This is a genomic window from Nonomuraea sp. NPDC059194 (assembly GCF_042754765.1).
GTDB lineage: Bacteria > Actinomycetota > Actinomycetes > Streptosporangiales > Streptosporangiaceae > Nonomuraea.
The window spans coordinates 58,387-80,125 of the sequence record NZ_JBHZBH010000023.1 but is presented as its reverse complement, the minus strand read 5'-3'; the positions used below and the strand labels follow the sequence as shown (position 1 = coordinate 80,125).

Annotated in this window: 33 protein-coding genes and 1 tRNA gene; 30 read left to right on the top strand and 4 right to left on the bottom strand. The window is 68.1% G+C overall.

Annotated elements, in window-relative coordinates:
* Positions 1 to 2 precede the first annotated feature (2 nt).
* From ACFXJ8_RS26385 to ACFXJ8_RS26360, 6 genes are all read left to right on the top strand, one after another.
* Positions 3 to 1,178 carry a DNA polymerase III subunit delta' gene (locus ACFXJ8_RS26385; RefSeq protein ID WP_379646638.1) on the top strand — a complete coding sequence of 392 codons (1,176 nt, stop codon included), beginning with the start codon at positions 3 to 5 and terminating at the stop codon, positions 1,176 to 1,178.
* Between the two features lie 497 nt (positions 1,179 to 1,675).
* Complete coding sequence (locus ACFXJ8_RS26380) at positions 1,676 to 2,188, top strand: SigE family RNA polymerase sigma factor (RefSeq protein ID WP_379646637.1); 513 nt, start codon at positions 1,676 to 1,678, stop codon at positions 2,186 to 2,188.
* Entirely contained in the window at positions 2,185 to 2,835 is a 651-nt protein-coding gene (locus ACFXJ8_RS26375; RefSeq protein ID WP_379646636.1) for a permease-like cell division protein FtsX, read from the top strand. Before ACFXJ8_RS26380 ends, ACFXJ8_RS26375 begins: the two co-directional genes overlap by 4 nt.
* An 83-nt stretch (positions 2,836 to 2,918) precedes the next feature.
* Positions 2,919 to 3,743 carry a stage 0 sporulation family protein gene (locus tag ACFXJ8_RS26370; protein ID WP_379646697.1) on the top strand — a complete coding sequence of 275 codons (825 nt, stop codon included), beginning with the start codon at positions 2,919 to 2,921 and terminating at the stop codon, positions 3,741 to 3,743.
* Positions 3,744 to 3,861: 118 nt separating this feature from the next.
* Positions 3,862 to 5,331: an alpha/beta hydrolase gene (locus ACFXJ8_RS26365; protein WP_379646635.1), complete on the top strand. Its 1,470-nt coding sequence runs from the start codon at positions 3,862 to 3,864 to the stop codon at positions 5,329 to 5,331.
* A gap of 56 nt (positions 5,332 to 5,387) precedes the next feature.
* Positions 5,388 to 5,464: transfer RNA gene (locus ACFXJ8_RS26360), tRNA-Thr, on the top strand.
* A 73-nt stretch (positions 5,465 to 5,537) separates the two neighbouring features.
* On the opposite strand, the gene ACFXJ8_RS26355 is transcribed toward ACFXJ8_RS26360, so the two are convergent.
* The 3 genes from ACFXJ8_RS26355 to ACFXJ8_RS26345 all read right to left on the bottom strand — a co-directional run bounded on the left by ACFXJ8_RS26355 (position 5,538) and on the right by ACFXJ8_RS26345 (position 7,832).
* Positions 5,538 to 7,142 carry a hypothetical protein gene (locus ACFXJ8_RS26355; protein WP_379646634.1) on the bottom strand — a complete coding sequence of 535 codons (1,605 nt, stop codon included), beginning with the start codon at positions 7,140 to 7,142 and terminating at the stop codon, positions 5,538 to 5,540.
* 3 nt (positions 7,143 to 7,145) lie between these two features.
* On the bottom strand, positions 7,146 to 7,268 hold the full coding sequence (locus ACFXJ8_RS26350; protein WP_379646633.1) for a hypothetical protein: 123 nt from the start codon (positions 7,266 to 7,268) through the stop codon (positions 7,146 to 7,148).
* A 144-nt stretch (positions 7,269 to 7,412) separates the two neighbouring features.
* Positions 7,413 to 7,832, bottom strand: a complete 420-nt coding sequence (locus ACFXJ8_RS26345; protein ID WP_379646632.1) for a helix-turn-helix domain-containing protein — start codon at positions 7,830 to 7,832, stop codon at positions 7,413 to 7,415.
* A 173-nt stretch (positions 7,833 to 8,005) separates the two neighbouring features.
* Between ACFXJ8_RS26345 and ACFXJ8_RS26340 the strand changes: the two genes are divergently transcribed.
* The 22 genes from ACFXJ8_RS26340 to ACFXJ8_RS26235 all read left to right on the top strand — a co-directional run bounded on the left by ACFXJ8_RS26340 (position 8,006) and on the right by ACFXJ8_RS26235 (position 19,057).
* Complete coding sequence (locus ACFXJ8_RS26340; RefSeq protein ID WP_379646631.1) at positions 8,006 to 8,251, top strand: hypothetical protein; 246 nt, start codon at positions 8,006 to 8,008, stop codon at positions 8,249 to 8,251.
* A 48-nt stretch (positions 8,252 to 8,299) separates the two neighbouring features.
* Positions 8,300 to 9,001, top strand: a complete 702-nt coding sequence (locus ACFXJ8_RS26335; protein WP_379646630.1) for a phage antirepressor N-terminal domain-containing protein — start codon at positions 8,300 to 8,302, stop codon at positions 8,999 to 9,001.
* 190 nt (positions 9,002 to 9,191) lie between these two features.
* Complete coding sequence (locus ACFXJ8_RS26330) at positions 9,192 to 9,446, top strand: hypothetical protein (RefSeq protein ID WP_379646629.1); 255 nt, start codon at positions 9,192 to 9,194, stop codon at positions 9,444 to 9,446.
* A complete protein-coding gene (locus tag ACFXJ8_RS26325) occupies positions 9,443 to 9,835 on the top strand; it encodes a hypothetical protein (protein WP_379646628.1) in 393 nt (130 codons plus the stop codon). Before ACFXJ8_RS26330 ends, ACFXJ8_RS26325 begins: the two co-directional genes overlap by 4 nt.
* Positions 9,832 to 10,176, top strand: coding sequence for a hypothetical protein (locus ACFXJ8_RS26320; protein WP_379646627.1), 345 nt, complete (start codon positions 9,832 to 9,834; stop codon positions 10,174 to 10,176). The genes ACFXJ8_RS26325 and ACFXJ8_RS26320 overlap by 4 nt, the downstream gene beginning before the upstream one ends.
* Positions 10,173 to 11,006 (top strand): ERF family protein, encoded by an 834-nt coding sequence (locus tag ACFXJ8_RS26315; RefSeq protein ID WP_379646626.1) that lies wholly within the window; start codon positions 10,173 to 10,175, stop codon positions 11,004 to 11,006. Before ACFXJ8_RS26320 ends, ACFXJ8_RS26315 begins: the two co-directional genes overlap by 4 nt.
* Complete coding sequence (locus ACFXJ8_RS26310; protein ID WP_379646625.1) at positions 11,003 to 11,347, top strand: hypothetical protein; 345 nt, start codon at positions 11,003 to 11,005, stop codon at positions 11,345 to 11,347. Before ACFXJ8_RS26315 ends, ACFXJ8_RS26310 begins: the two co-directional genes overlap by 4 nt.
* Complete coding sequence (locus tag ACFXJ8_RS26305) at positions 11,344 to 11,703, top strand: hypothetical protein (protein WP_379646624.1); 360 nt, start codon at positions 11,344 to 11,346, stop codon at positions 11,701 to 11,703. The genes ACFXJ8_RS26310 and ACFXJ8_RS26305 overlap by 4 nt, the downstream gene beginning before the upstream one ends.
* Complete coding sequence (locus ACFXJ8_RS26300; RefSeq protein ID WP_379646623.1) at positions 11,700 to 11,837, top strand: hypothetical protein; 138 nt, start codon at positions 11,700 to 11,702, stop codon at positions 11,835 to 11,837. Before ACFXJ8_RS26305 ends, ACFXJ8_RS26300 begins: the two co-directional genes overlap by 4 nt.
* Positions 11,834 to 12,631 (top strand): hypothetical protein, encoded by a 798-nt coding sequence (locus ACFXJ8_RS26295; RefSeq protein WP_379646622.1) that lies wholly within the window; start codon positions 11,834 to 11,836, stop codon positions 12,629 to 12,631. Before ACFXJ8_RS26300 ends, ACFXJ8_RS26295 begins: the two co-directional genes overlap by 4 nt.
* Positions 12,632 to 12,709: 78 nt before the next feature.
* Positions 12,710 to 13,123, top strand: a complete 414-nt coding sequence (locus ACFXJ8_RS26290) for a hypothetical protein (protein WP_379646621.1) — start codon at positions 12,710 to 12,712, stop codon at positions 13,121 to 13,123.
* A 109-nt stretch (positions 13,124 to 13,232) separates the two neighbouring features.
* Positions 13,233 to 13,661 (top strand): hypothetical protein, encoded by a 429-nt coding sequence (locus ACFXJ8_RS26285; RefSeq protein WP_379646620.1) that lies wholly within the window; start codon positions 13,233 to 13,235, stop codon positions 13,659 to 13,661.
* The gene (locus ACFXJ8_RS26280; RefSeq protein WP_379646619.1) at positions 13,658 to 14,011 is read left to right on the top strand and encodes a hypothetical protein; all 354 of its coding nucleotides are present in this window, start codon (positions 13,658 to 13,660) and stop codon (positions 14,009 to 14,011) included. The genes ACFXJ8_RS26285 and ACFXJ8_RS26280 overlap by 4 nt, the downstream gene beginning before the upstream one ends.
* On the top strand, positions 14,008 to 14,346 hold the full coding sequence (locus tag ACFXJ8_RS26275) for a hypothetical protein (RefSeq protein WP_379646618.1): 339 nt from the start codon (positions 14,008 to 14,010) through the stop codon (positions 14,344 to 14,346). The genes ACFXJ8_RS26280 and ACFXJ8_RS26275 overlap by 4 nt, the downstream gene beginning before the upstream one ends.
* Positions 14,343 to 14,570, top strand: a complete 228-nt coding sequence (locus tag ACFXJ8_RS26270) for a hypothetical protein (RefSeq protein WP_379646617.1) — start codon at positions 14,343 to 14,345, stop codon at positions 14,568 to 14,570. The genes ACFXJ8_RS26275 and ACFXJ8_RS26270 overlap by 4 nt, the downstream gene beginning before the upstream one ends.
* Positions 14,567 to 15,835 carry a DNA cytosine methyltransferase gene (locus ACFXJ8_RS26265; RefSeq protein WP_379646616.1) on the top strand — a complete coding sequence of 423 codons (1,269 nt, stop codon included), beginning with the start codon at positions 14,567 to 14,569 and terminating at the stop codon, positions 15,833 to 15,835. Before ACFXJ8_RS26270 ends, ACFXJ8_RS26265 begins: the two co-directional genes overlap by 4 nt.
* Complete coding sequence (locus ACFXJ8_RS26260) at positions 15,832 to 16,002, top strand: hypothetical protein (RefSeq protein ID WP_379646615.1); 171 nt, start codon at positions 15,832 to 15,834, stop codon at positions 16,000 to 16,002. The genes ACFXJ8_RS26265 and ACFXJ8_RS26260 overlap by 4 nt, the downstream gene beginning before the upstream one ends.
* Positions 16,003 to 16,827 carry a hypothetical protein gene (locus tag ACFXJ8_RS26255; RefSeq protein WP_379646614.1) on the top strand — a complete coding sequence of 275 codons (825 nt, stop codon included), beginning with the start codon at positions 16,003 to 16,005 and terminating at the stop codon, positions 16,825 to 16,827. It abuts the gene before it with no gap.
* Positions 16,817 to 17,158, top strand: a complete 342-nt coding sequence (locus tag ACFXJ8_RS26250; protein WP_379646613.1) for a hypothetical protein — start codon at positions 16,817 to 16,819, stop codon at positions 17,156 to 17,158. Before ACFXJ8_RS26255 ends, ACFXJ8_RS26250 begins: the two co-directional genes overlap by 11 nt.
* A complete protein-coding gene (locus ACFXJ8_RS26245) occupies positions 17,151 to 17,591 on the top strand; it encodes a WhiB family transcriptional regulator (RefSeq protein WP_379646612.1) in 441 nt (146 codons plus the stop codon). The genes ACFXJ8_RS26250 and ACFXJ8_RS26245 overlap by 8 nt, the downstream gene beginning before the upstream one ends.
* Positions 17,588 to 18,415 carry a hypothetical protein gene (locus tag ACFXJ8_RS26240; protein WP_379646611.1) on the top strand — a complete coding sequence of 276 codons (828 nt, stop codon included), beginning with the start codon at positions 17,588 to 17,590 and terminating at the stop codon, positions 18,413 to 18,415. Before ACFXJ8_RS26245 ends, ACFXJ8_RS26240 begins: the two co-directional genes overlap by 4 nt.
* Positions 18,416 to 18,514: 99 nt before the next feature.
* Positions 18,515 to 19,057 (top strand): endonuclease VII domain-containing protein, encoded by a 543-nt coding sequence (locus tag ACFXJ8_RS26235; RefSeq protein WP_379646610.1) that lies wholly within the window; start codon positions 18,515 to 18,517, stop codon positions 19,055 to 19,057.
* Between the two features lie 70 nt (positions 19,058 to 19,127).
* On the opposite strand, the gene ACFXJ8_RS26230 is transcribed toward ACFXJ8_RS26235, so the two are convergent.
* Positions 19,128 to 19,367, bottom strand: a complete 240-nt coding sequence (locus ACFXJ8_RS26230) for a hypothetical protein (RefSeq protein WP_379646609.1) — start codon at positions 19,365 to 19,367, stop codon at positions 19,128 to 19,130.
* A 194-nt stretch (positions 19,368 to 19,561) separates the two neighbouring features.
* Between ACFXJ8_RS26230 and ACFXJ8_RS26225 the strand changes: the two genes are divergently transcribed.
* Together ACFXJ8_RS26225 and ACFXJ8_RS26220 are read left to right on the top strand one after the other, a co-directional pair.
* Positions 19,562 to 20,452 carry a hypothetical protein gene (locus tag ACFXJ8_RS26225; protein WP_379646608.1) on the top strand — a complete coding sequence of 297 codons (891 nt, stop codon included), beginning with the start codon at positions 19,562 to 19,564 and terminating at the stop codon, positions 20,450 to 20,452.
* The gene (locus tag ACFXJ8_RS26220) at positions 20,449 to 21,738 is read left to right on the top strand and encodes a DnaB-like helicase N-terminal domain-containing protein (protein WP_379646607.1); all 1,290 of its coding nucleotides are present in this window, start codon (positions 20,449 to 20,451) and stop codon (positions 21,736 to 21,738) included. Before ACFXJ8_RS26225 ends, ACFXJ8_RS26220 begins: the two co-directional genes overlap by 4 nt.
* Position 21,739: the final 1 nt, after the last annotated feature.

Sequence of the window (21,739 nt, the reverse complement as noted above, 5' to 3'; positions counted from 1 at the left end):
CGGTGAGCGTCTTCGACGACCTGGTGGGCCAGGAGCAGGCTGCAGCCGTACTCTCGCGGGCCGCTCAGGCCGCCGCCGAGGCGGTCGCGGGCGGGCGGGGTGCGGGGATGACGCACGCCTGGCTCTTCACCGGCCCGCCCGGGTCGGGGCGTGAAGTCGCGGCCCGCGCCTTCGCCGCCGCGCTGCTGTGCCCGTCGGGCGGGTGCGGCCACTGCGACCAGTGCCATCAGGTGATGATCGGCTCGCACCCCGACCTGGAGGCGGTCAAACCGGAAGGCCTGTCCTACAGCGTCAAGCAGACCCGCGAGCTCATCCTGCGTGCCGCCGGAGCGCCGACCCAGGGCCGCTGGCGGGTGATCTTGTTCGAGAACGCCGACAGGGTCACCGAGTCGGCGGCCAACGCGCTGCTCAAGGCCATCGAGGAGCCGCCGCCGCGGACGGTGTGGCTGCTGTGCGCGCCCGCTCCCGACGACATGATCATCACGATCAGGTCCCGGTGCAGGGTCGTCGGCCTGGTCACCCCTTCGGGCACCGCCGTCGCCCACGTGCTGGCCACGCGGGAGAGCGTGCCGTGGGAGATGGCCGACTTCGCCGCGCGGGCGTCGCAGGGCGACCTCTCCCGTGCGCGGGCCCTGGCCCTCGACGAGGGGGTACGGCAGCGCCGCGAGGCCGTCCTGGCCATCCCCCGATCGCTCGGCGGGGTCGGCGACTGCATCACGGCCGCCGAGCGGCTGGTGAAGACGGCGGAGGAGGAGGCGGCCGCGGCGACCGCCGCGCTCAACGAGAACGAGACCGCCGAGCTCAGGAAGCTGTACGGCGAGGGCTCGTCGGGCAAGGGGCTCAACAGGGGGCTCGTGCGTGGCGGCGCGGGGGCGCTGAAGGAGCTGGAGGACCGGCAGAAGTCGCGGGCGACCAGGGTGAAGCGCGACTCGCTCGATGTGGCGCTGCTGGAGTTGGTGTCGTACTACAGGGATGTGCTGGCGGTGCAGCTCGGCGCGCCCGTGGAGCTGGCCAACGAGGATCATCGCTTCCATCTCGACGGGCTGGCGAGGGCCTCGACGCCAGAGGAGAGCCTGCGGCGGATTGACGCGATCATGCAGTGCAGGGAGCGGTTGGCGGCGAACGTGAACCCGCAGATCGCCGTCGAGGCGATGATGCTGGCCCTGCGCCGCCCCTGACCTCCTGGCTTCGCTAACCCCCTTGGCCCGTTGACCCCTGACCTCCTGGCTTCGCTAACCCCCTTGGCCCGTTGACCCCTGACCTCCTGGCTTCGCTAACCCCCTTGGCCCGTTGACCCGTGACCTCCTGCTCGCTGGCCACCTGCCCGTGGCCACCTGCCCGTGGCCCCGTGGCCGTGGCCTCCTGGCCCCTTGGGCTGTCCTGGCCTCTCCTCGCCAGCCACCTCTCGCCTCCTTCAGCGCCGTCATTTGACCCTCCTTCGCCCACTCCTCGCCTCTCCTATGCCCTCCTGCGCTGCCCCCCGGCTTCTCCTGCGCTGCCCCTCGGCTTCTCCTGCGCTGCCCCTCGACTTCTCCTACGCCGCCCCCCGGCTTCTCCTGCGCCGCGCCTGGCCTCGTCGTGAAACGGAAGCTTTGGCCTGCGGAGCCCATGGCCGCTCCGCGAAAATCGGCAGATGGCCGGAGCAGCAGACGCCCTCCCCAAACGTCTCTGTGATGTGAAAGTCGAGCTGCTCCCTGACCGGGAGCTCGTGGATGTGGCGACCATCTTCGCCGAACACCACCTGGGCCTCGTACGGCTCGCCCTGATCATGGTCGGCGATCAGGCGACGGCCGAAGACGTGGTCCAGGAGGCGTTCGCCCGCACCCACGCGGGGCGGGATCGGCTGCGAGATCCTGATCGGGCGCTGACCTATGTGCGGTCCGCCGTGCTCAACGGGTGCCGGTCGGTGCTGCGGCGCAGGGCGACCGTGTTCAGGCGGGCGGTGCCGTACGAGCCGCCGGTCTGGTCGGCGGAGAGCGCCGCCCTCGTCGGTGAAGACCGCAAGGAGGTGCTGGCGGCGCTGCGGGCGCTGCCGCGGCGGCAGCGCGAGGCGCTGACGCTGCGCTACTACTTCGACCTGTCTGACCAGGAGGTGGCCGACGCCATGGGGATCAGCGCGAGCACTGTGAGGTCCACGATCGCCAGGGGGCTCGCCGCCCTGGCCCGAGCGCTCGGGGAGGACGCGTGAACAGCCCGATGGAGGATCGCCTGCGCGACGCGCTCAGCGCCGCGGGCGCGACGGTGGCCCCCGAGACGGTCAGGCCGTTGCAGGCGCCGGCGGCGCGGACGAGGTGGCGTGTCGACCTCCGATACGTGGCCATCGCGGTGACGCTCGCCGGCGTGGTGGGGGCCATGGGGTGGTGGCCGGTCGAACGCGAGGAGCCGGCGGTGCTGGCGGCGGGGGTCTCAATCTCGTTGTCCGCGCTGGACGACGGTAAGGCCGACATGTCGGTATTCCTCTGCAAATCCGGATCGCCGGTGCCGAGGTGCCAAGGAGATGTGCTCGTCGATCGCGCGGCCATCCAGCGAACGCTGGAGGCGGTGCCGCAGGTGCAGGAGATCCGATTCGAGGATCAGGCGGCCAACTACGTGAGATTCCGCCGCTCCTTTCAGGACGAAGACTCGCAGCTCCTCAGATTGGTGAAGGCCGAGGATATGCCCGAGGCCTTCCGACTGCGGCTGCGGCCCGGCACCGATGGGGATGCGCTGGTCGCGGCGGCGGCGAGGATCGAGGGCGTCGCGACGGTCATCAAGCACGGGTGCCGGTCCTCATGGATTGACCGGGCGGCGCTGCGGTTGTTCGGCTCCGAGCCAGACACATGCCAGGCCCCATAATCGTTGGCGGCTCTCGTAGGGTGGGGAAGGAAGGCCGGTAAGGATCCCCGAGGCCGTCAGGAGGCGAGCGCGAGCCCATGGGAATGATCATGGCCGTGAGCTTCACCCGTTACGGAAGGCTCTACTACCTCGATCCGGGCGGACACAGCCCCAAGGTGGGCGACAAAGTGCTGGTCCCCACCGACTCGGGGCCGGAGGTCGCCGAATGCGTATGGGCGCCGCAATACTCCAGCGAGGACATCGACGGCCTTCCAGTGTGCGAGGGCCTCGCGGGCGATGAGCACCTGTCGCGCGACGAGACCAACAAACGGCGGCGCGCGGAGGCGCGCAGCGTCTCCAAGCGGCTCATCAAGCGCCACGAGTTGCCGATGAAGGTGGTGGGCGTCGACTACCTCGACAAGGAGAACATCTACACCGTCTACTTCTCGGCTCCCCACCGGGTCGACTTCCGGGCGCTGGTGCGTGACCTGGCCCGCAACCTGCGGGCCAGGGTCGAGCTGCGGCAGATCGGGCCGCGTGACGAGGCCAGGCTGCAGGGCGGGATCGGGCCCTGCGGGCGTGACCTGTGCTGCGCGACGTTCCTCAAGGACTTCGAGCCGGTGTCGGTCCGGATGGCCAAAGACCAGGACCTGCCGGTCAACCCGCTGCGCATCGCGGGGGCGTGCGGACGGTTGATGTGCTGCCTGAAGTACGAGCATCCCCTGTACCAGGAGTTCCGGGCGTCGGCGCCGCGGGTCGGGGTGGCCGTCGACACGCCCGAGGGGCCGGGGACCGTGGTGGGGCACAACGTGCCGTCCGACTCGGTGGTGGTGCGGCTGAACGACGGCGGGCGTCGGTGCTCGTGCTCGAAGGCCAGCGTGTGCGGTCCGCGCAAGGCGTACGACTCGACGTATGGGGGCGATGCCTGACGGTCTCCCGGCGGCGACAGGCGGCGTACGGGGGCGACTGGCAGTCTCCTGGAGGCGACAGGCGGCGTACGGGACGGCGACAGGCGGCCTCCTGTTTCTCACGGTGGGAAGGGGTGGGATGGGTCGAGGGCGCGGGCTCGTCATCGGGCTCGGGTTGAGCCTGCTGGTGGCCGCGTGCGGGACACCCACCACGCCCTCCCTCGATCCTTACCAGCAGGAGCTCGCCTGGGAAGACTGCGGAGACGGGTTCGAGTGCGCCAAGCTCGCCGTGCCCCTCGACTACACCAAACCCTCCGCCGAGCAGCTGGCCATCAGTGTGATCAGGCTGCCCGCCAACGGCGACCGCCTCGGTTCCATTGTGATCAACCCGGGCGGCCCGGGAGGATCCGGCATTGACTACGGCAGAGCCGCCCGCGTGGTCCTCAGCCCCGAGGTGCGGGCCAGGTTCGACGTGGTCGGCTTCGACCCGCGCGGCGTCGGCGAGTCGGCGCCCGTCGAGTGCCTGGGCGACGCCGAGCTCGACGCCTTCCTCGCCCTCGACGCCACCCCCGGCACCAAGGCCGAGCTCGCCGCGCTCGAATCCGGCTCCCGTGCGTTCGCGCGCGGCTGCCAAGCCGCCTCCGGCCGCCTCCTTCCGCATCTCGGCACCGTGAACGCCGCCCGCGACCTCGACGTGCTGCGCGCCGCCCTCGGCGACGACCGGCTGACCTATCTGGGCAAGTCCTACGGCACGTACTTAGGGGCGCACTACGCAGACCTGTTTCCCCACCGCGTGCGAGCGCTCGTGCTCGACGGCGGCATCGACCCTGCCCTGAACCGGGTCCAGCTGAACGAGGGGCAGGCCAAGGGCTTCTCCGACGCGTTCAGGGCCTACGCCGAGGACTGCGTTGCCGCGCCCGACTGCCTGCTGCGGAGCCGTACGGTCGACGGCGCCGTGGCCGAGCTCGCCGGGCTGCTCCGCCGTACGGACGACAAACCCCTGCGCAGTGACGGGCGTGAGGTCACTGAGGCGCTGGCCACGCTGGGCGCGTTGACCCCGCTGTACGACCGGGGCACGTGGCCGCTGCTGTCCGACGCGCTCCACGAGGCGGCGAACGGCGACGGCAGGCTGCTGCTGCGAAGCGCCGACCAGCTCGTCGGACGCGCTGAGGACGGCACGTACACCAACCAGACCGAGGCGAACATGGCCATCAACTGCGCCGACAGCCCCTCCCCCCGCACGACCGCCGACTTCGCGAAGGCCGCCGCCGAGTCGGAGCGGCGCGTGCCGGGGTTCGGTGCGTTCATCATGTGGAGCTCGCTGCCCTGCGCCTTCTGGCCCACCCCCGCCACCACGCCGATCAGGCCGCTGAAGGCGTCCGGGGCGCCCCCGATCCTCGTGGTGGGCACCACCCGCGACCCCGCCACGCCGTACGCGTGGGCGAGGTCGCTGGCCGCGCAACTGGAGTCCGGCGTGCTGGTGAGCTTCGACGGCGACGGCCACACGGCGTACCTCAACGGGTCGACGTGCGTGGACGGGCTCGTGGACACGTACCTGCTGACGGGCCGCGCGCCGACCTCAGGCACGCGATGTCCGAAGATCGAGTGAAGGGAAGGCGCGAGGACCCGTGGGGGTCCTGTAGACTTCATCACGTTCTATGGCAAGCCGCCTTAGCTCAGTCGGCCAGAGCACTTCACTCGTAATGAAGGGGTCTCGGGTTCGAATCCCGAAGGCGGCTCCAGCTCAAAGGCCCCTCGCGAAGATCGCGGGGGGCCTTTGGTGTGTAAATGGGAGATCATTTGGGAGATGATCTTTCAGGCGGTCCGCGGAGCGACTCCCAACCGCACCACGTTCCCCTCCCGATACGGCGCCAGCAGACGCTCCAACATCGGCACCGAGGAGGGCGGTAGCGCAGCCCGCGCGACGAGAGCTTCCTCCCACAGCCGCTCCAGCACCGTCACGCACTCAGAGCGCATCTCATCGGTCGGATGGCTGTAGACACCCCGCATCCCAGGAATCAGATGCCCCATGCGGTCGGCCACCATCACGTACTTCACCCCGGCCGTCTCCAGCCACGACTGGTGCCCGTGGCGAAGCCCGTGCGGCGTCAGGTTCGGCATCACAGGCATCCACGAGGCCAGCGCCGCCGAGCTGGGCGTGTAAGCGCTGCGAACGAAGCGGTCCAGCAGTTGCTCACGAGTCGAGGTCGAAGCGATCTCCACCGGCATGCCCTGAGCGACCGCATACTCCACGAGCTCAGCCTTCTTCGACCGGCTGTTGAGCCCTGCCTTGCCCTGGTGACGGATGGGCGCCCCCAAATCGCGCTCTGGCATGCGCGCCACGCCCTGGCCCTTCGGGAGCACGAAGTCCTGCCCGCGCACGGCGGCCGGCCAAGGCGGCAGAGGGATTCCGGGCCAGCTGCTTGTGGCGTCCACCAGGACCCGCATGGCCGGACGCGGGCTCTTACCGCCACGCGCCGGATACACGCCATCAGCGGCTGGACGGAACTGGTGCCGGGAGAATCCTGAGCGGCGCGCATGCCCTCTTTTCGGCCCCAGAAAGACGTACTCGGCCCCCGGGCAGAACGGCTCCTCGGCGGAGCGGCAGGTACAGGTGAAGGATCCGTTTTCGAGGTGGGCGTACAGGAGGCGGCTCAGGAAGACAGGCAGGTCCACGCGTCGGATGCTGCCGTCCTTGGGGTGTCCTCGGTAGAACTTCCCCTTCAGCTCATACAGCTTCCAGTACAGGTCGATGTGGTCGGTGTGGACGCACTCCGGGTCCATTCCGACCGTCTCGCTCCAGCGGGCTCCCGTCCAGGCGATGGTGATGAGCTTCAGGAAGTCCGGCTCATGCCCGGACAGGGAGGCCGCGCGTTCGGCTACGAGAAGCGCTTGGAGCGGGCTGACTACAGCTTTCCTGCTCTTCATGGCTGCTTTTACGCGGGCCTGACCGATGCGCCCCTTGGTCTTCTTACGCGCCGCAGGGTTGACGCCGATGTGCCGAGGTACCGCGTCAGAAAGACAGATGCCCAAGACGGTTCGCGCGTCCTTCGCGGTGCGCTCGGAATGGGTGGTGCGGATTCGGCGCTCCCACGCGGCGACGTCTACTTCGGTGATCGAGTTGAGCGTCTTCAGCTCGAAAGCGGGGATGGCGAAGCGCCGCAGGTGGTAGGTGTAGTTCTCGACGGTGCTGAGCTCCAGGTCGAGGGCTTCCAGCCAGTTCTCAGCCCAGGTGTTAAAGAAGATCTCGCCCGCGTTGGGGTCGCGCCAGGTTCCTTCACGGATCTTCGCCTCCTGGTCGCGGCCCCAGTCGAGGGCGGCTTGCTTGGTGGGGAAGCCGGAGGTGCCGCTGGACCATTTACCGTTGGGAAGCTTGTGCTTAACCCTCCATGTGTTTCCTCGCTTCTCCGGGTAGGCCATGGCTTACTCCTCGGCTTGGGTGTGGGTGAAGATGATCTGCCGCCCGTCGTTCGTCATGATGACCAGGCGGTGGCAGCCCTCGGGAAAGTCGGAACTGGTCACTTCGACGACAGGGGGGTTGTTCATGGACCGTTCCTTCGCGTCGCATGTTGAAGAATTCAATCATCGCGACGAGAGGGAAAGTGGGAAGACCTTCGTGAAATATTTCAGTCTGCTTGTCCATATCGTTATAGCAGTGCCGATATTGGCCAGATTTGTCCGATAGTGCACTCACTCACCCTTTCGAGCGTCGAGTTCGGCGATCGCCTCAGCGATCAGGCGATTAAGGACCTGTAGCTTCTCCTCAGGCAGGGCGTCCACCTGCCGGTACGTCTCCACCCAAGCCTTGACATCTACCCGCCCTGTGGGGATCTCCACGCGGTAGGTGGGGCGACCCGCGTCGTCTAGCAGTGACGCCTTGCCTCCCGCCTTGATCGCGTCCACGCTCCCGCGCGCCCAGCCGAGCGCATCCTCGACGCGCGCGAGTGTCCGATCCTCGTAGTCGTCCTGCTTCGCGCGCTCCAAGGCCGAGAGCGTGGAGATGGAGATGCCGGCGCGCTGTGCGACCTCGGCCTGTCCAAGGTCGAGATCGGTTCGGCGCTGTCTGATGGCCGTGCCGAGTCGCTGCCAAGTCTCTCGTGTGCTGCCCATGGGGTGACCTCTCAGTGTTGAACCATCTAGAGGATCGCAGGTAAGCCCATGCATTCCAAGGTGCTTCCCATGACTCACTTGTAACTCCTTGCCGCTACATGTCAATAGCTGTCTTGCCATGCGAATCCATCTGGACACTTGTGATTGCAAGTGAACACATGTAGATTCGGCTCATGGCAACGACCACTACCCCCGACGCGACCCCGCCCGACGGGTGCATTACCGCAGAAGAGCTCGCTGACAAGCTGCGGATCGGCTACCGATGGGTCACGAACGGCGCTCGCTACAAGAAGCTGCCCCACCTGCGCATCGGCCACAAGATCATGTTCACGCCGGAGCAGGTTGACGAGATCGTCGCCAAGCTGACGGTCGCCGTTAAGGAGAGCTCCTCCGAGAAGCGTCGGCGCGAGGGGCGCTGATATGACCGCCGCCGTTGGCTGCCGCCGTCACATCACGGCAGGTCTCGCATGAGCGAGCTGGTCCACATCCCATTCCGCGGTCGTGAAGTGTTGGCGATCGAGGACCACAGCAAGCCGTTCATCGTTCTCAAGCCCGCGCTCGAACACATCGGCCTGGACTACAAGAGCCAGCACGAGAAGCTCCGCCGCAAGTCATGGGCCTGCATGGTGCTCAGGACCATGCAGCTCCCGGACGACATCCAGCGGCGTGAGCACGCGACGGTGGACGTCCGCACCTTCCTCATGCTTCTCGCCACGATCGACGAGAACCGTGTCAGCCCCGAGGCGAAGCAAGTTCTGGTCGCCTACCAGAACGAAGTCGCCGACGTGATCGATGCCTACTTCACGCAGGGCTACGCGTTCAACCCGCGCAAGCGTGCCGCGGCGATCGGCCCGATGACGATCACGTTCGACGACGCCATGGCGCTGTACTTCCAGGACCACGGCATCGACTACGCGACGGGGTTCTTCACGCAGGGTCTCCGGCTGGCTGGCTACCTGCGGCAGGGCGGCTGTGTGCCGCGCAAGAAGAAGCGCAAGTTCTTCTTCTTCAACGGCACTAGCTGGGAGATCAGGTCCTGGGCGCTGCCACTGCTGTTCGGCGAGTTCGAGGAAGTCCTGCGGGCCTTCGAGCCGTACCCGTGGGCGCAGCCCCGCCTCGACGACGGTTTGGACGACCGTGTCCTGCCGGTGAAGCGAGGCGAGTCGTGACGGCCGCCGAGTTCAACGACCTCGTCACTGCTGGATGGCTCGTCAAGAGCATCTTTCGCGAGCTGGCCGACGCCGAAGATCTCGTCGCCGACCAGCCCACTACCCGGTAATGCCGCGAGGTCCAGCTGCCGGGCCGGACCTCGCGATGACCTACCCGCTCAACCAGACCAACCAGAAGGAGCGAGCGATCGTGAACAAGATACCCGCCGCCGGCCGGACCCGGCTGTGCGTGGAGACGGTGGCCGATCTGGAGGTCGGCGACCTGCTGCACCTCTACGACCGGACCGTCCAGGTCCACTACCTCAACCCGGAGACCCGCGACGCGGCGCTGGCCGCGGGTATTCGCGAGGTCCACTCCGGTTCCTGGCAGGACACGTTCGACTCCGACTGGCCTGTGGACGCGGTGCCGTGGGAGTTTCTCAAGGAGCAGGCGGTGACGGCATGACGTCCCTGCTCGCCGACTCGCTGCTGGCCATCGACGCCTTCCCTCTGCCTGCCGAGGTCGCGGTCATCGCTGTCCCGGCGGGCGGGGTGGCCCGCGTCCACTACTCGCACGGCGTCTCCCTCGACTACCCGCTGCCGCTCGACGACGAGCCGTGGATCGCGGTCATCCCCGGCAACAAGGAGTTGCTCGGGTGGGGCTGCGTGCCCTGCTGGTACGGCTCGCCTCGCGGCGTCCGCAACGGCAAGCACGAGATGGACCGGCCGGTGTGGGACGAAGCGGCCCGCGCGGTGCTCCGTGGCCAGGTCGTGTACGTGGCCCACGAGCGGCAGCCGTACCACGGGGGAGAGCGGTGGACCGCCGTGTCCTGCCGGACGGAGGCGGTCCGATGACCGACTTCAGCGGCGCCCACATGGGCGACAAGATCCAGCTCCCGCACCTCGCGAAGCCCGTCCGCCTGATCGACGAGCCGGGCCCGTGCAGCGACCCCGGCTGCCTCGCCCTGCACGCGAAGGGCGTGGACCGGTGCGGCTACGTGGAGGCCGTGCGCGCCTACCCGGACACCGTGATCGAGGTCCTGGAGCAGGGGCCTGCGAGCAAGTCCGCCTCGGAGCTGGCCGCCCCACGGGGTGACGTCCTGGCCGAGCACGCGGACCGCAGGCCATCCCACCGCGGAGGACCGGACATCGGCGACGACGCCGAAGAGGAATACCGATTGGAGCGCGAAGCGTGACCGAGCTGAACATCTACCAGGCGCTCGCCCAGGTGATGAAGAAGGTCCGTTCGGTGGCGAAGCGGGACCAGAACAGCCACGGCAACTACGTCTTCCGAGGCGTGGACGCGGTGGTCAACGCGGTCGGCCCGAAGCTGCGGGACGTCGGCGTGATCGTCGTCCCCATCGTGGAGGACTCCTCCTACGACACGGTCGAGGTCGGCCGGAACCGCACCCAGATGGGCCACGCCCAGGTGACGGTCACCTACCGCTTCTACGGCCCTGACGGGACGCACCTCGACTGCCGGGTGCCTGGCGAGGCCATGGACTCGGGCGACAAGGCGATGAGCAAGGCCATGTCGGTGGCGTTCCGGACCGCGCTGATTCAGGCGCTGTGCCTGCCGACCGACGACCCCGACCCGGACGGCATCACCTACGAGAGGTCCGCGGCCAAGACGGTCGAGGACTTCCGGCAGGAGGCGTTGAACGGCAACGCCACGAAGGCCGACTTGGAGCGCACGTACCGGGAGGCGAACCGGGCTGGCCTGCTTGCCCAGCTCGTCACCGACCCGGCCGGAAACGAGATGCGGCTGGTCGACCTGCTGATCGAGCGCGGCAAGCAGGTCCCTGACGGGCTGCCGCGGACCAAGGCGGGCAAGGTCGCCAGGTCGAAGCTGACCGACGAGGAGAAGGCCGACGCCGGCCTTATGACCGGGCCGGAGATTCGCGCCCACAACAAGCTTGAGCGGGAGACGATCGCCAACCCGAAGAAGGCCGACAGGATCGACTCGTCTGAGCTGTTCGACCAGTTCGCCACGGTCCCGCCGTCGCCAGTCGGCGGTGAGTCATGAGTGACCTGCTCACCGTCGTCAAGCAGCTCGGGCAGCTGTCCCGCGACCTGGACGAGTCCGTGAAGAAGCTCGCCGAGCTTGAGGAGCCCGCGGTGGACGCCGAGGCCGACTACAAGGTGGCGTTCGCCAAGGTGTACGGGTCGGCGCCCGGGTCGGTTGAGGACCGCAAGCAGCTGTCCACGATTGAGACCAGCGACCTGTTCCGCGTCCACGGCAAGGCCAGCGCGGCGGTCCGGCTCCAGCGTGATCACATCCGCGCCTTGCACGCCCGCATCGACGTCGGCAGGACGATCCAGTCCACCGCGCGGGCGGAGATGCAGTTGGCGGGTGGTCAACTGTGAAGCGCACGCCGATCAGCAGGAAGACGCCGCTGAAGCGAGGCGACTCGCAGCTGAGACGCACTCCGCTGGCCAGGGTGTCGAAGAAGCGGGCGCGGGAGAACCGCGAGCGCAAGGCGATGGTGCGCAGGCTGTGGCCGGACATGCAGCCCCGCTGCGTGGTGCTCGAGTGTCCGCGCCTGGCCGACGACGTCCACGAGCCCCTGTCTCGAGGCCGCGGCGGATCCATCACCGACCCGGGCAACGCGGTCCCGATCTGCCGGCCTCACCACGACGAGCTGACGTTCGGCGAGCCGGAGTGGGCGTACGAGCAGGGCTTGAAGGTCCACTCGTGGGACGCACGCAGGGAGGCCTCGTGAGCGAGGTCGGGTGCCCTGGCCTGTACGAGGACGACAAGTCCTGCGGCATCTGCCCTACCTGCCTCTACCGGCAGCAGGGCGACCCCCGGTACGGCTCCCCGTCCGACATCGACACCCCGGAGGTGGGCGCGTGAAGCACGTCGTGCAGTACTCCACGGGTGCCGGATCTGCCGAAGTCGCCTGGCGAGTGGTCGAGCAGCACGGCGCAGACAACGTGGTCCTGCTCACCGCAGACACGCTGCGAGAGCACGAGGACAACTGGCGGTTCGCCCGCGACGTCCATGACCGTCTCGGCTGCGAGTGGGTGGTGCTGGCCGATGGCCGCAACCCCATGCAGGTCGGTAGGGACAAGAGGGTCGTGCCGAACAACCGGATGGCCATCTGCTCCCGCGTGCTGAAGCGGGAGTTGCTCCGCCGCTACATCGAGGAGCGGTTTCCTCCCGAGGAGACGGTCATCTATCTCGGTTACGACTGGACCGAACCTGAGAGGCAAGACGCCGCGGTACCGCACTGGGCGCCGTACCGGGTCGAGTCTCCGCTCATCTCGCCGCCGTACCTGGCCAAGCAGGACCTGCTTGAGCTGTTCCGTCAGCGCGGCATCGAGCCGCCTTGGCTGTACTCGCAGGGCTTCACGCATGCGAACTGCGGCGGGGCGTGCGTCCGTGGTGGCCAGGCGCAGTGGGAGCTCCTCCTGCGAGTGGATCGCGACCTCTATCTCGACTGGGAGCGCGAGGAGGAAGAGACCCGCGCCCTGCTTGGCAAGGACGTGTCGATCCTCCGTGACCGCGCCGGCGGGACGGTGAAACCGCTGACGCTCACACGGTTCCGAAAGCGCCTCGACTCCCAGCCTGCGTTGTTCGACGCCGACGACTGGGGAGCTTGCGGCTGCTTCATGGACGACTCCCCGCCCGTCATCAAGACCCCCTAGCCCCCCGTTCTTCCCGCTCCAGCAGCACGGGGGACTGCTGGAGCGGGACCCCTACCTCATCTCAACCAGGAGAGTTCCATGAGTCGCAAGGATCAGCTTGTCGCCCCGGCCCCGGTCGTGGTGTTCCCCACCCAGCAGGCCGCCGACCGGATCATCGCCGGGATGAAGGCCGCCTACGACCAGGCCGCCAAGTTCGCGCGGGAGCGCGGCACGCTCGGCATCCAGAAGGGCGAGGAGATCCGCCAGCTCCAGAAGGAGATCAACGAGCGTCAGGCGTGGCTCGTCCAGAAGGAGGGCGAGAAGGACCTGCTGGAGGCCGAGTCTCGCGATGCCCGCGACGTCGCCAAGGGGTACGCGGATCTGCTGGCCGCCGCTGGCATCCATCTCCCTCCTCCGAACGGGGAACTGTCGCTCGACCCGGACACCCGCATCCGCAACATCGAGGCCGCTCACGACGAGCAGGACGCCGCCGAGGGGGTGCGTCGCTCGTGAACGCCCTCAAGCTCGTGTGCCGCCTGGTGCTGCCCGGCAAGGGGCGCCGAGGCCGCCGCAGGCTCCACATCGCGCCGTCCCGTATCCACCCGTACGAGAGGACTCCCCGATGAGCGAGATCACCCCCGCCACGCCTCCCACTCCGGAGAACGTCGCCGAGATGCTCACGTCCGGGGACAACGACTACCACGACGGCAACTACTGGCACCCGTCGATCGGTTCCGCAGGGAATGTCATCAGCATCGGTATCACCGCTTACAGCGAAGACGGCAAGAAGCTGCCCGAGGTCCACTTCACGGCGGTCGTCGTCGAGGGCACGGACGCGCCGATCGTTCTGGAGCGGCCCGAGGAGCTGGGCCTGTCGTGGCATGACGGTGGGGACCTGCTGGCGCTCACCCGCAACGGCATCACCCTGTTCCCGAACGGTGCGGACGAGTGGTCTATGAGTCCCGAGAGCGCTCGGGAGATGGCTGCGCACCTGGCCGCGATGGCTGACGCGTACGAGGCCGCTCAGGCAGAGAAGGGCGGTGCCGAGTGAGCCGCCACGTTATCCCCAACGCCCCCGACTCGCCGTCGAACCGGGTGACGACGGTCGGCTGGGACGCGCCGCTGACGACGTTCTTCGCCATGGCCTTCGACCGCACCCCTGACCCGATCGACGACGAGTACGAAGACGAGATCGAGGTGTTCTGGATCGGCGCCATGCCGGGCGAACTCCCCACCGTCGAAGCGCTCGAAGCGGCACTGAAGGTCCACGGCGTGGAGCTGACGCCGTGGATCGCCTCGGTGCTCGCGCAGGACAAAGAGGGGGAGGGCGACCGGTCGGGCAATGTCGGTCGCCGCCTGGTGGACGCCATGCTGGCCGAGCAGAAGGGCGGCCAGTCATGACGGGCTTGGACCCCCGCAAGTACGAGATGTGGGACGAGAGCCGTCTCATCGCCCGCCATGTCCTGGAGGTAAGCCTTGGCCTGGACTGGCAGCGGGCGGACCGTCTCGCCGAGGACCTGGCCGACGCGATGCTGGGCCACTTCGTCACCCAGGCCGAGGCGGACAGCAGCGTCGTGTTCCTCGCGAAGGACGGGACGGGCCCCTTCTGCTCGTGGTGTGGGCGCATCCCTGGCCCTCATCTGCCTCCGGACCACATTCAGTACGGCGTCTTCTGCAACTGCCGCCGCAAGGAGCAGGACGAAGACGCCAAGGCAGAGCAGACGGTTGCCCAGTGAGGCGCCCTCTGTGGGTGGCCACTGTCGGCTCCACGATCGCGGTCTGCCTCGTCGCTGGCGTCGGCGGGATCATCGGCTACCGCTTCGGGTTTCTGCCCGGGGCGGCGGCCTCCCTCCTGGCCGCAACCCTGGTCGCCGTCACCTTGATCACGGCGGTTGCCGTCTTCGCCGCCATCTCCAAGCCCGCTGACGTCCACGACGTGTTCCCCGAGGAGGGAGAATGACCGTGCCTTCCGGTGGTGGGCCCACCACCACGCACCTGTTCTGCGGCGCCGGCGGCGATGTCCGCGGCTTCCAGAAGGCGGGCTTCGAGCCGGTCGAGCTGGCCAACCACGACCCGGTGTCCATCGCCACGGTGACCCGCCGCTTCCCGAACGCCGACGCCCGGTGTGTCGACCTCGACCACTACAACATGGCGTCGCTGAAGCGCACCCAGGTCCTGGTCGGTTCGCCGATCTGCACCGAGGTGGCGTCGGCGGGCGGCAACACCGCGCCCAAGGCGCAGTCGGACCTGTTCGAGAGCGAAGGCGCGGTCTCCAAGGCGACGTGGGAGAGGACGAGGGCGACCGCGTGGGACCTGATCCGCGCGGCTGAGGCGCACCGCTACGACATGGTGCTCGGCGAGAACGTCCCGGAGTTCGCCAACCGCTGGATCCTGTTCGACACGTGGCTGAGGGCCTGGGACGTGCTCGGCTACAACGTGCAGGTCGTGTGCGTGAATGCGGCCCACGTCGCAGCTCCAGGCAGTCAGCCAGTCCCTCAGCTGCGCAACCGGATGCTGTTCGCGTTCACCCGAAAGGGCATGAAGCTGCCGGACCTGCGTCCGCGGCCGGACTGCCTGTGTCGTGAGTGCGGTCCCGTGCAGGGCATCCAGCGGTGGCGCAACCCGCGCGCCCGCAAGATCGGCAAGTACGGGGAGCAGTACGACTACGTCTGCCCCAACCGCGCGTGCGGGCACCTGAAGGTCGAACCGGTCGTCTGGCCGGTCGCTCCGATCATCGACTGGAGCCAGCCCGGCCGGCGCATCGGCGACGGCAAGCCGGAGAAGAAGTTCCGTCCCTACGCCGACACCACCTTGAAGAAGGTCGCGATCGGGCTGGAACGGTTCCGCGACGAGCCGTTCCTCGCCGTGCTGCGCAAGAACCTGACGGTCCAGTCGCTGGACCGACCGATCCCGACCGTCACGGCAGGCGGTAACCACTTCGCGTTGATCGTCCACATCGGCCGGAATGCTGCGACCCGCACCACCCACCAGCCGCTGACGACGGTCGCCACGCACCCACACCACGCGCTGGTCCAGCCCGCGCTGTCGGTGGACAACTCCACGCTACGCATGCTCGGCCCGGAGGAGACCAAGCTCGCCCAGGGCTTTGACGCCGACTATTTCCTGTCCGGCAACCTTGAGGAGCAGCGCGTCCAGGTGGGCAACGCCGTCCCGGTGAGCACCGCCGAGTGGTTCGGCCAGCGAGCCATGGCGGTGTACTCGTGATGACCTCTCCCCGCCCCTACTGCTGCGCCTCGGCCGAGTTCGACGGCATCCCCGCGGATGTCCACGCCGAGGTGTGCCGAGAGCCCGCTCCTGCCGTACAGGACGCTCTCGCCTCTCCGCTGGCCGATGACCCCGGCACCGGCAACACCTCACAGGAGGTGAAGTGAATGGCCCAGTTGACCTACTACGTCGCGCCCTGGGACCGAGAGGAGTCGAGGCCCGAAGCCCTCGCGGTGGAAGCCCGCGACGGCTTGCGTTGGGGATACGTTGCCGCCGACATTGACCGGTTCGCCCGGATGGCCTGCTCACGCAACGTCGGGAACTTCGCCTTCCACCCCGCCGAGCGTTACGAGATCGCTTGGTCGGCCATCGCGATGGAGCTGTACACCGCTACCGAACGACCCGCGAGCGGCGACCTGATCTACGCGGGATGGAACGCGATCTCCGCCGCGAACGCCGACGGGGCCAGGCACCACGGCCGCGATCAGATCCGCCACAAGGGGACGACCAGAAGCTCGTTCTGGCTGTACTGGGACGACGCCAAGCGCTACACCAGCAGCCCCGAGAACAACATCGTCGAACGGATAGCGCTGGACCAGATCTGGCCGCTTCTGACAGACAGCCAGCAGGAAGCGCTCACCGCCCTCGCCGTTCACGGGTCCATGGCCGCCGCCGCGCACGCCCTCGGCAAGTCCACGGGGGCGCTGCACCAGGTGGCGCACAAGGGCCGGGCCCGCTTCAAGCAGTGGTGGCACGAGGGCGAGATCCCGTCCAAGCCGTGGGGGCGCGACAAGCGCCGCACAGAGCCCGCCACGCACTGCCCGTCCGGTCACGAGCGGACGCCTGAGACCTCGTACGTGAGGCACACCATGCGTGGCGGAAAGCCCAAGCAGGAGATCATCTGCCGGATCTGCCGCGAAGAGCGCCGCGCGAAAGGCACCGATGCGCCTCGCGAAGGCATCGACCTTACGGGGGTGGCCAATGGCGCCTGAAGCTGTTGTCCGCGTCCAGACGGACGACGAGCGGCTGGCGGCTTCGGTGGTCCACCACATCGAGGCGCACCGCGACCACATCCGCGGGCAGGCGTTCGACGACCTGGCCAAGCATTTGGGGGAGCGCGCCAAGTGGCTGCGCTCCGCCCCCCTCGCCTTGGACGACCCGCTCGCGCAGGCGTTCCTCCAGCACGCGCACACCGAGGCGGGCCTAGTCGTCGCCGACCCCAGGATCGTCGCCGCTACCGCCTACGAGTGGCTGGCCGCGGAACTCGCGGCCGGCGTGTTCTCGGACGCCGGACAGGCCCGGACGGAGGACACCGATGGCTGAGTGGAGCTGGCAGAACGCTGCCGCTTGCCGCGGAGAGCCGCTGTGGCTGTTCTTCGGAAGCGCGGGAGAGCGGCACTCCGAGCGGGAAGAGCGCGAGGCGGAGGCTAAGTCGATCTGCGCCCAGTGCCCCGTCCGCGCCGAGTGCGCCACCTACGCGCTGTCCCGGCCGGAGAAGTACGGGACGTGGGGCGGCCTCAACCCCGAAGAGCGCGCCTCCGAGCGGCGGCGCCGCCAACGGCGAGCCCTCTCGGAGATGGTGCGCATCCCTGAGGATTCCTCCCGCAAGCGCTGCCGCGTCTGCGAGGAGGTCAAGCCTGTCACCGACTACGGGCGCGCCAACGACACCCGGGACGGGCTGAATAGCGCGTGCAAGCGGTGTACCGCGGCGATGTCGAAGCAACGGCGGGACAAGAGGAAGGCGGCGGCATCGTGATGGCCCGCAGGATCCCGCCGCACGGCACGGAGAACCGCTACACGAACCACGGGTGCCGCTGCCCGGAATGCAAGTCGGCCTCAGCCGAAGGCAGGGCGGAGCGTAAGCGCCGCGCGGCCTACGCGGAGTGGAACGGCCGACCTGCGCTGGTTGACGCCGAGCCGGTCCGGCAGCACATCATCAGCCTGCAACAGTCGGGCCTGTCCGTCGCTCACATCGTCAACATGTCGGGCGTCGGCTACAGCGTGGTGCGCAACATCCTGTACGGAACGCACGACCAGCCGCCAGCCCGCCGGGTGTTCTGGGACAACGCGCAAGCCGTACTGAAGGTGCGGGCGGACGTCGACAGCATGCCGGGCTCTGCCCGCGTGGACGGGGCGGGCACGCGCCGGCGCATCCAAGCGCTGATGACGCTGGGCTGGACATCGCAGAACATCGCGGACCTCGTCGGCTACACCCGCGTGTACGTGACCGCGCTCGCCTCCCGAGACCGTGTCACCGCGTCCGCGGCCAAGCGCATCCGCGAGGCGTACGGCCAGCTGTCGATGAACGTCCCCGCTGATACGCCGCGAGCGCGGAAGGCGAAGGCTTTCGCGGCCGGTAGAGGCTGGCTGCCGCCCGCCGCGTGGGACGACGACCTGATCGACCTGCCCGACGACGAGCTGAAGGTCGAGCTTCGCCGCCAAGTGGCGCTCATGGACTGGTCAGAGCTACAGGCGTGCCACAACTCGCGGGCCAGGTACGGCGACCGTTCCCCGCTCACGTTGGAGGCGTCCCGCGAGTACAAGCGCCGGCCTCGACAGAAGTTCGAGGAGGCGTCTTGACGGAGATCGCAGGCCGCATGTGCGGCCGGAAGATCGCAGACGAAACCCGACATCACCTTCAGGACGAGACGAGGACCCTTGCCGAGACGCGGCGCTTCTATGTCGGAGGGGCAGAAGCAGAAGATTGCCGAGAGTCTGCGGGCCCGGACCAACACTCAGCTCAAGCGGTGCCCCAAGTGCGGCGAAACAAAGGACAGAGAGAGGGACTTTGGCAGGCGCACGAACGGCTACTCGCGGTCGAGGTGCCGATCCTGCGAGCGCGAGGACACGCTCACCTGGCAGAAAGCCAACCCGAAGCGAGTAAGGGAGGCGAATCGCCGGGGTGGACTCAGGCGGTACTTCGGCCTGACCGAGGGAGAGTACGACGCGATTCTCGACGCCCAGAACGGCCGCTGTGCGATCTGCCGTCGAGCGAGCACCGACGTGCCGAAGGGCCGTCTGTACGTAGATCACTGCCACAAGACCGGCAGGATTCGCGGCCTGCTGTGCAGTCCATGCAACACCGGTATTGGACTTCTTCAAGAGGAGCCGGCCCGCTTTCTCGCAGCGATCACGTACTTGGACAGGCCGAATCCACATATTCCGCTTCTGTATGCCAACCCTGCGGTGCCTTCAGGCCAGAGTCGACGAGCACGCGTCTGATCCCGACCTGGCATGTGGGTCACCGGCCGGCCGCGGCGCTGCAGCGGTCCGGGGAGGCGTCGTGAAGAGGTCAGGAGTCGGAGGGCTCGGGGTTGGCGCGCTTGCGCCGGCCCCGGCTCCGGGGAACGCCAGCGTCGCGGATGATCTGCGAGACGTAGTCGGGGCTGTACGTGAGGTCGATCGTGCTGGCGATCTCGGCGGCGGTGTGGCCGTGCTTGGCCGCGTTGATGATGGCGTCCTTCAGGATCTTGGGCGCGTTCCGGTACGCCTCGGCCGCCTCTCGGAGCTCGGTCCTCACGTCGTCGTCCACCTTTCAAGGTTCTCACGGTCCCGATACCACACATTGATAGTAGAACACGTATCTTGTCAGCGGACTGATAAAGTGGACTCACTTCGTATTTACGAGAAGCGGGCACCCGAAGGGGGTCTATTTGGCGTGCCCGGACGAAGACAGGGCCCGATTCCGGCTGTCAACGAACAACTGCCATTGGAAGGTCCCAGTACGTGCGCATCAGGTCCATCAAGCCCGAATTCTGGCGCTCTGACGACATCGTCAAGCTGCGCCGCGACGTGCGTCTGCTGTTCGTCGGGCTGTGGTCATATGTCGACGACAACGGTGTTGGCGTTGACGACTTCCGCCAGATCGCGGCCGACCTGTTCGCGCTCGAAGACGATCCCGTCGCGGCTCGCACCTTCGTTCGCGAGGGTCTCGCGACACTCTCTGCGGCCTCTTTGGTGGTCCGCTATGAGCATCTGGGTCGGCGATACCTCTTCATCCCGACGTGGGATCGCCACCAGCGGGTCGACAAGCCGTCGAAGCCACGGTACCCGCGCCCTGACGACTGCGGCGCGACTGTCACCAGCGGAAACGCGGATCCTCGCGACATCCTCGCGACATCCTCGCGAGAGTCTCCGGATGGTCTCGCGCCTGGAGCAGGGGAGCAGGGGAGCAGGGGAGCAGGGGATACGGACTCTTCGAGTCCGTCAGCGCGCACTGCCGTGCGCGACGACGGGCGCGATGGAGAAGCCGACCCCGAACCGCAGACGCGAGCAGCACCGGACCAACCGGGAGAGCAGACGGCTGCGCCGAGAGGACCGTCGCGTTCGACGGCCGGTACCCGACTCCCCGACGACTTCCCCCTAACCGCAGAAATGATCGCTTGGGCGCGCGAGAACGCCCCTACCTGCGCAACGCCTGACCACGAGGCGTTCTGCGACTACTGGCGGTCAGTGCCTGGAGCCAAGGGCCGCAAGCTCGACTGGATCGCCACCTGGCGCAACTGGATGCGCCGTGAGCACAACGACCGAGCACGTCGCAACGGCAACGGGCGCCAGAAAGGCGACGGCAAGCCGACCACGACAAGCCCCCGTAACCGATGGATGGAGCGAGAATGATCGACGACGAGACGAGCCTCGAACCGCACGACATCAACGCCGAGATGTCAGTCCTCGGCGCCATGCTGTGGTCCCAGGCCGCCACCGAAAAGTGCCTGGCCACCATCTCCACCGGCGACTTCTACCGCGGCGGCCACAAGGTCATCCACGAGGCGATCCTCGAGGTCGTCCGGGCGGGCAAGCCCATCGACGCCACGGTCGTGCTGTCCCAGCTCATCGACAGCGGCCTACTCGACAAGGCGGGCGGAGCCGGATACCTGCACACTGTCATGGCCGCCTGCCCCACCCCGGCGAACGTCGGCCACTACGCGGCGATCGTCCGCGGCCACGCCGTTCGCCGCCGCCTCATCGCCGCGGGCAAGCGCATCGCCCACCGGGCGTGGGCCGCCGAGAGCGACGCCCACGGGTTGACGGAAGCTGCGCTGCGTGAACTCGAAGACGTTCGCGACTTCGAGCTCGGCGAGGACGACATCGAGACCCAGACCATCGGGCAGTTCCTCGCCGTTGAGGACGAGGAGTACGACTGGATCGTCCCTGGCCTGCTGGAGCGCGGCGACCGGTTCATCCTCACGGGCACAGAAGGGCTCGGCAAGTCCACCCTGTTCCGCCAGCTCGCGGTCACGATCTCGGCCGGGATCCACCCGTTCAAGCATTCCGAGATCACGCCGCGCCGGGTGCTCATCCTGGACGTCGAGAACACCGCCACTCAGGTACGGCGCAAGCTGCGACCCATGGTGGCGCAGGCCGGTCTACAGGGCAGGCCGATCGAAGAGACCAACCTGTGGCTGGAGATCCGTCCCGAAGGGCTCGACCTGGCCAACGACCGTGACCTGTCGTGGCTGATGCGCCGCATCGCCCTCATCCAGCCCGACGTGGTGTTCCTTGGCCCGCTCTACCGGCTCGCGCCCCGCGCGCTCAACAGCGACGACGAGGTGGCGCCGATCCTCGCCGCGCTCAACATGATCCGCGCCCGTGGCGCCTGCGTCCTGCTCGAGGCCCACGCGGGCCACGCCCTGGGTTCGGGCGGGCGCCGAGACCTTCGCCCCCGCGGCTCCTCGGCGCTACTCGGCTGGCCCGAGTTCGGCTACGGCATCCGCAAGGCCGACACCAAGGACGCCAACGTCCGCCGCATCGTGGACCTCGAGTCTTGGCGTGGCGATCGCGACGAACGCGACTGGCCGGAACGTCTCAGTGCGGGCGGCGCCTGGCCGTGGACCGAAACCATGATCGGCTTCGACGAGCAGAAGGCATGGACGCCGACCAGCGCCCTGGAGAGGACGGGTTGAC

Coding starts and splice junctions, on each gene's coding strand:
- ACFXJ8_RS26370 (WP_379646697.1), top strand. CDS start 2,919: ATGATCATGGCCGTGAGCTTCACCCGTTACGGAAGGCTCTACTACCTC.
- ACFXJ8_RS26365 (WP_379646635.1), top strand. CDS start 3,862: ATGGGTCGAGGGCGCGGGCTCGTCATCGGGCTCGGGTTGAGCCTGCTG.
- ACFXJ8_RS26355 (WP_379646634.1), bottom strand. CDS start 7,142: ATGGCCTACCCGGAGAAGCGAGGAAACACATGGAGGGTTAAGCACAAG.
- ACFXJ8_RS26350 (WP_379646633.1), bottom strand. CDS start 7,268: ATGAACAACCCCCCTGTCGTCGAAGTGACCAGTTCCGACTTTCCCGAG.
- ACFXJ8_RS26345 (WP_379646632.1), bottom strand. CDS start 7,832: ATGGGCAGCACACGAGAGACTTGGCAGCGACTCGGCACGGCCATCAGA.
- ACFXJ8_RS26340 (WP_379646631.1), top strand. CDS start 8,006: ATGGCAACGACCACTACCCCCGACGCGACCCCGCCCGACGGGTGCATT.
- ACFXJ8_RS26335 (WP_379646630.1), top strand. CDS start 8,300: ATGAGCGAGCTGGTCCACATCCCATTCCGCGGTCGTGAAGTGTTGGCG.
- ACFXJ8_RS26325 (WP_379646628.1), top strand. CDS start 9,443: ATGACGTCCCTGCTCGCCGACTCGCTGCTGGCCATCGACGCCTTCCCT.
- ACFXJ8_RS26320 (WP_379646627.1), top strand. CDS start 9,832: ATGACCGACTTCAGCGGCGCCCACATGGGCGACAAGATCCAGCTCCCG.
- ACFXJ8_RS26310 (WP_379646625.1), top strand. CDS start 11,003: ATGAGTGACCTGCTCACCGTCGTCAAGCAGCTCGGGCAGCTGTCCCGC.
- ACFXJ8_RS26290 (WP_379646621.1), top strand. CDS start 12,710: ATGAGTCGCAAGGATCAGCTTGTCGCCCCGGCCCCGGTCGTGGTGTTC.
- ACFXJ8_RS26285 (WP_379646620.1), top strand. CDS start 13,233: ATGAGCGAGATCACCCCCGCCACGCCTCCCACTCCGGAGAACGTCGCC.
- ACFXJ8_RS26275 (WP_379646618.1), top strand. CDS start 14,008: ATGACGGGCTTGGACCCCCGCAAGTACGAGATGTGGGACGAGAGCCGT.
- ACFXJ8_RS26265 (WP_379646616.1), top strand. CDS start 14,567: ATGACCGTGCCTTCCGGTGGTGGGCCCACCACCACGCACCTGTTCTGC.
- ACFXJ8_RS26255 (WP_379646614.1), top strand. CDS start 16,003: ATGGCCCAGTTGACCTACTACGTCGCGCCCTGGGACCGAGAGGAGTCG.
- ACFXJ8_RS26250 (WP_379646613.1), top strand. CDS start 16,817: ATGGCGCCTGAAGCTGTTGTCCGCGTCCAGACGGACGACGAGCGGCTG.
- ACFXJ8_RS26245 (WP_379646612.1), top strand. CDS start 17,151: ATGGCTGAGTGGAGCTGGCAGAACGCTGCCGCTTGCCGCGGAGAGCCG.
- ACFXJ8_RS26235 (WP_379646610.1), top strand. CDS start 18,515: ATGTCGGAGGGGCAGAAGCAGAAGATTGCCGAGAGTCTGCGGGCCCGG.
- ACFXJ8_RS26220 (WP_379646607.1), top strand. CDS start 20,449: ATGATCGACGACGAGACGAGCCTCGAACCGCACGACATCAACGCCGAG.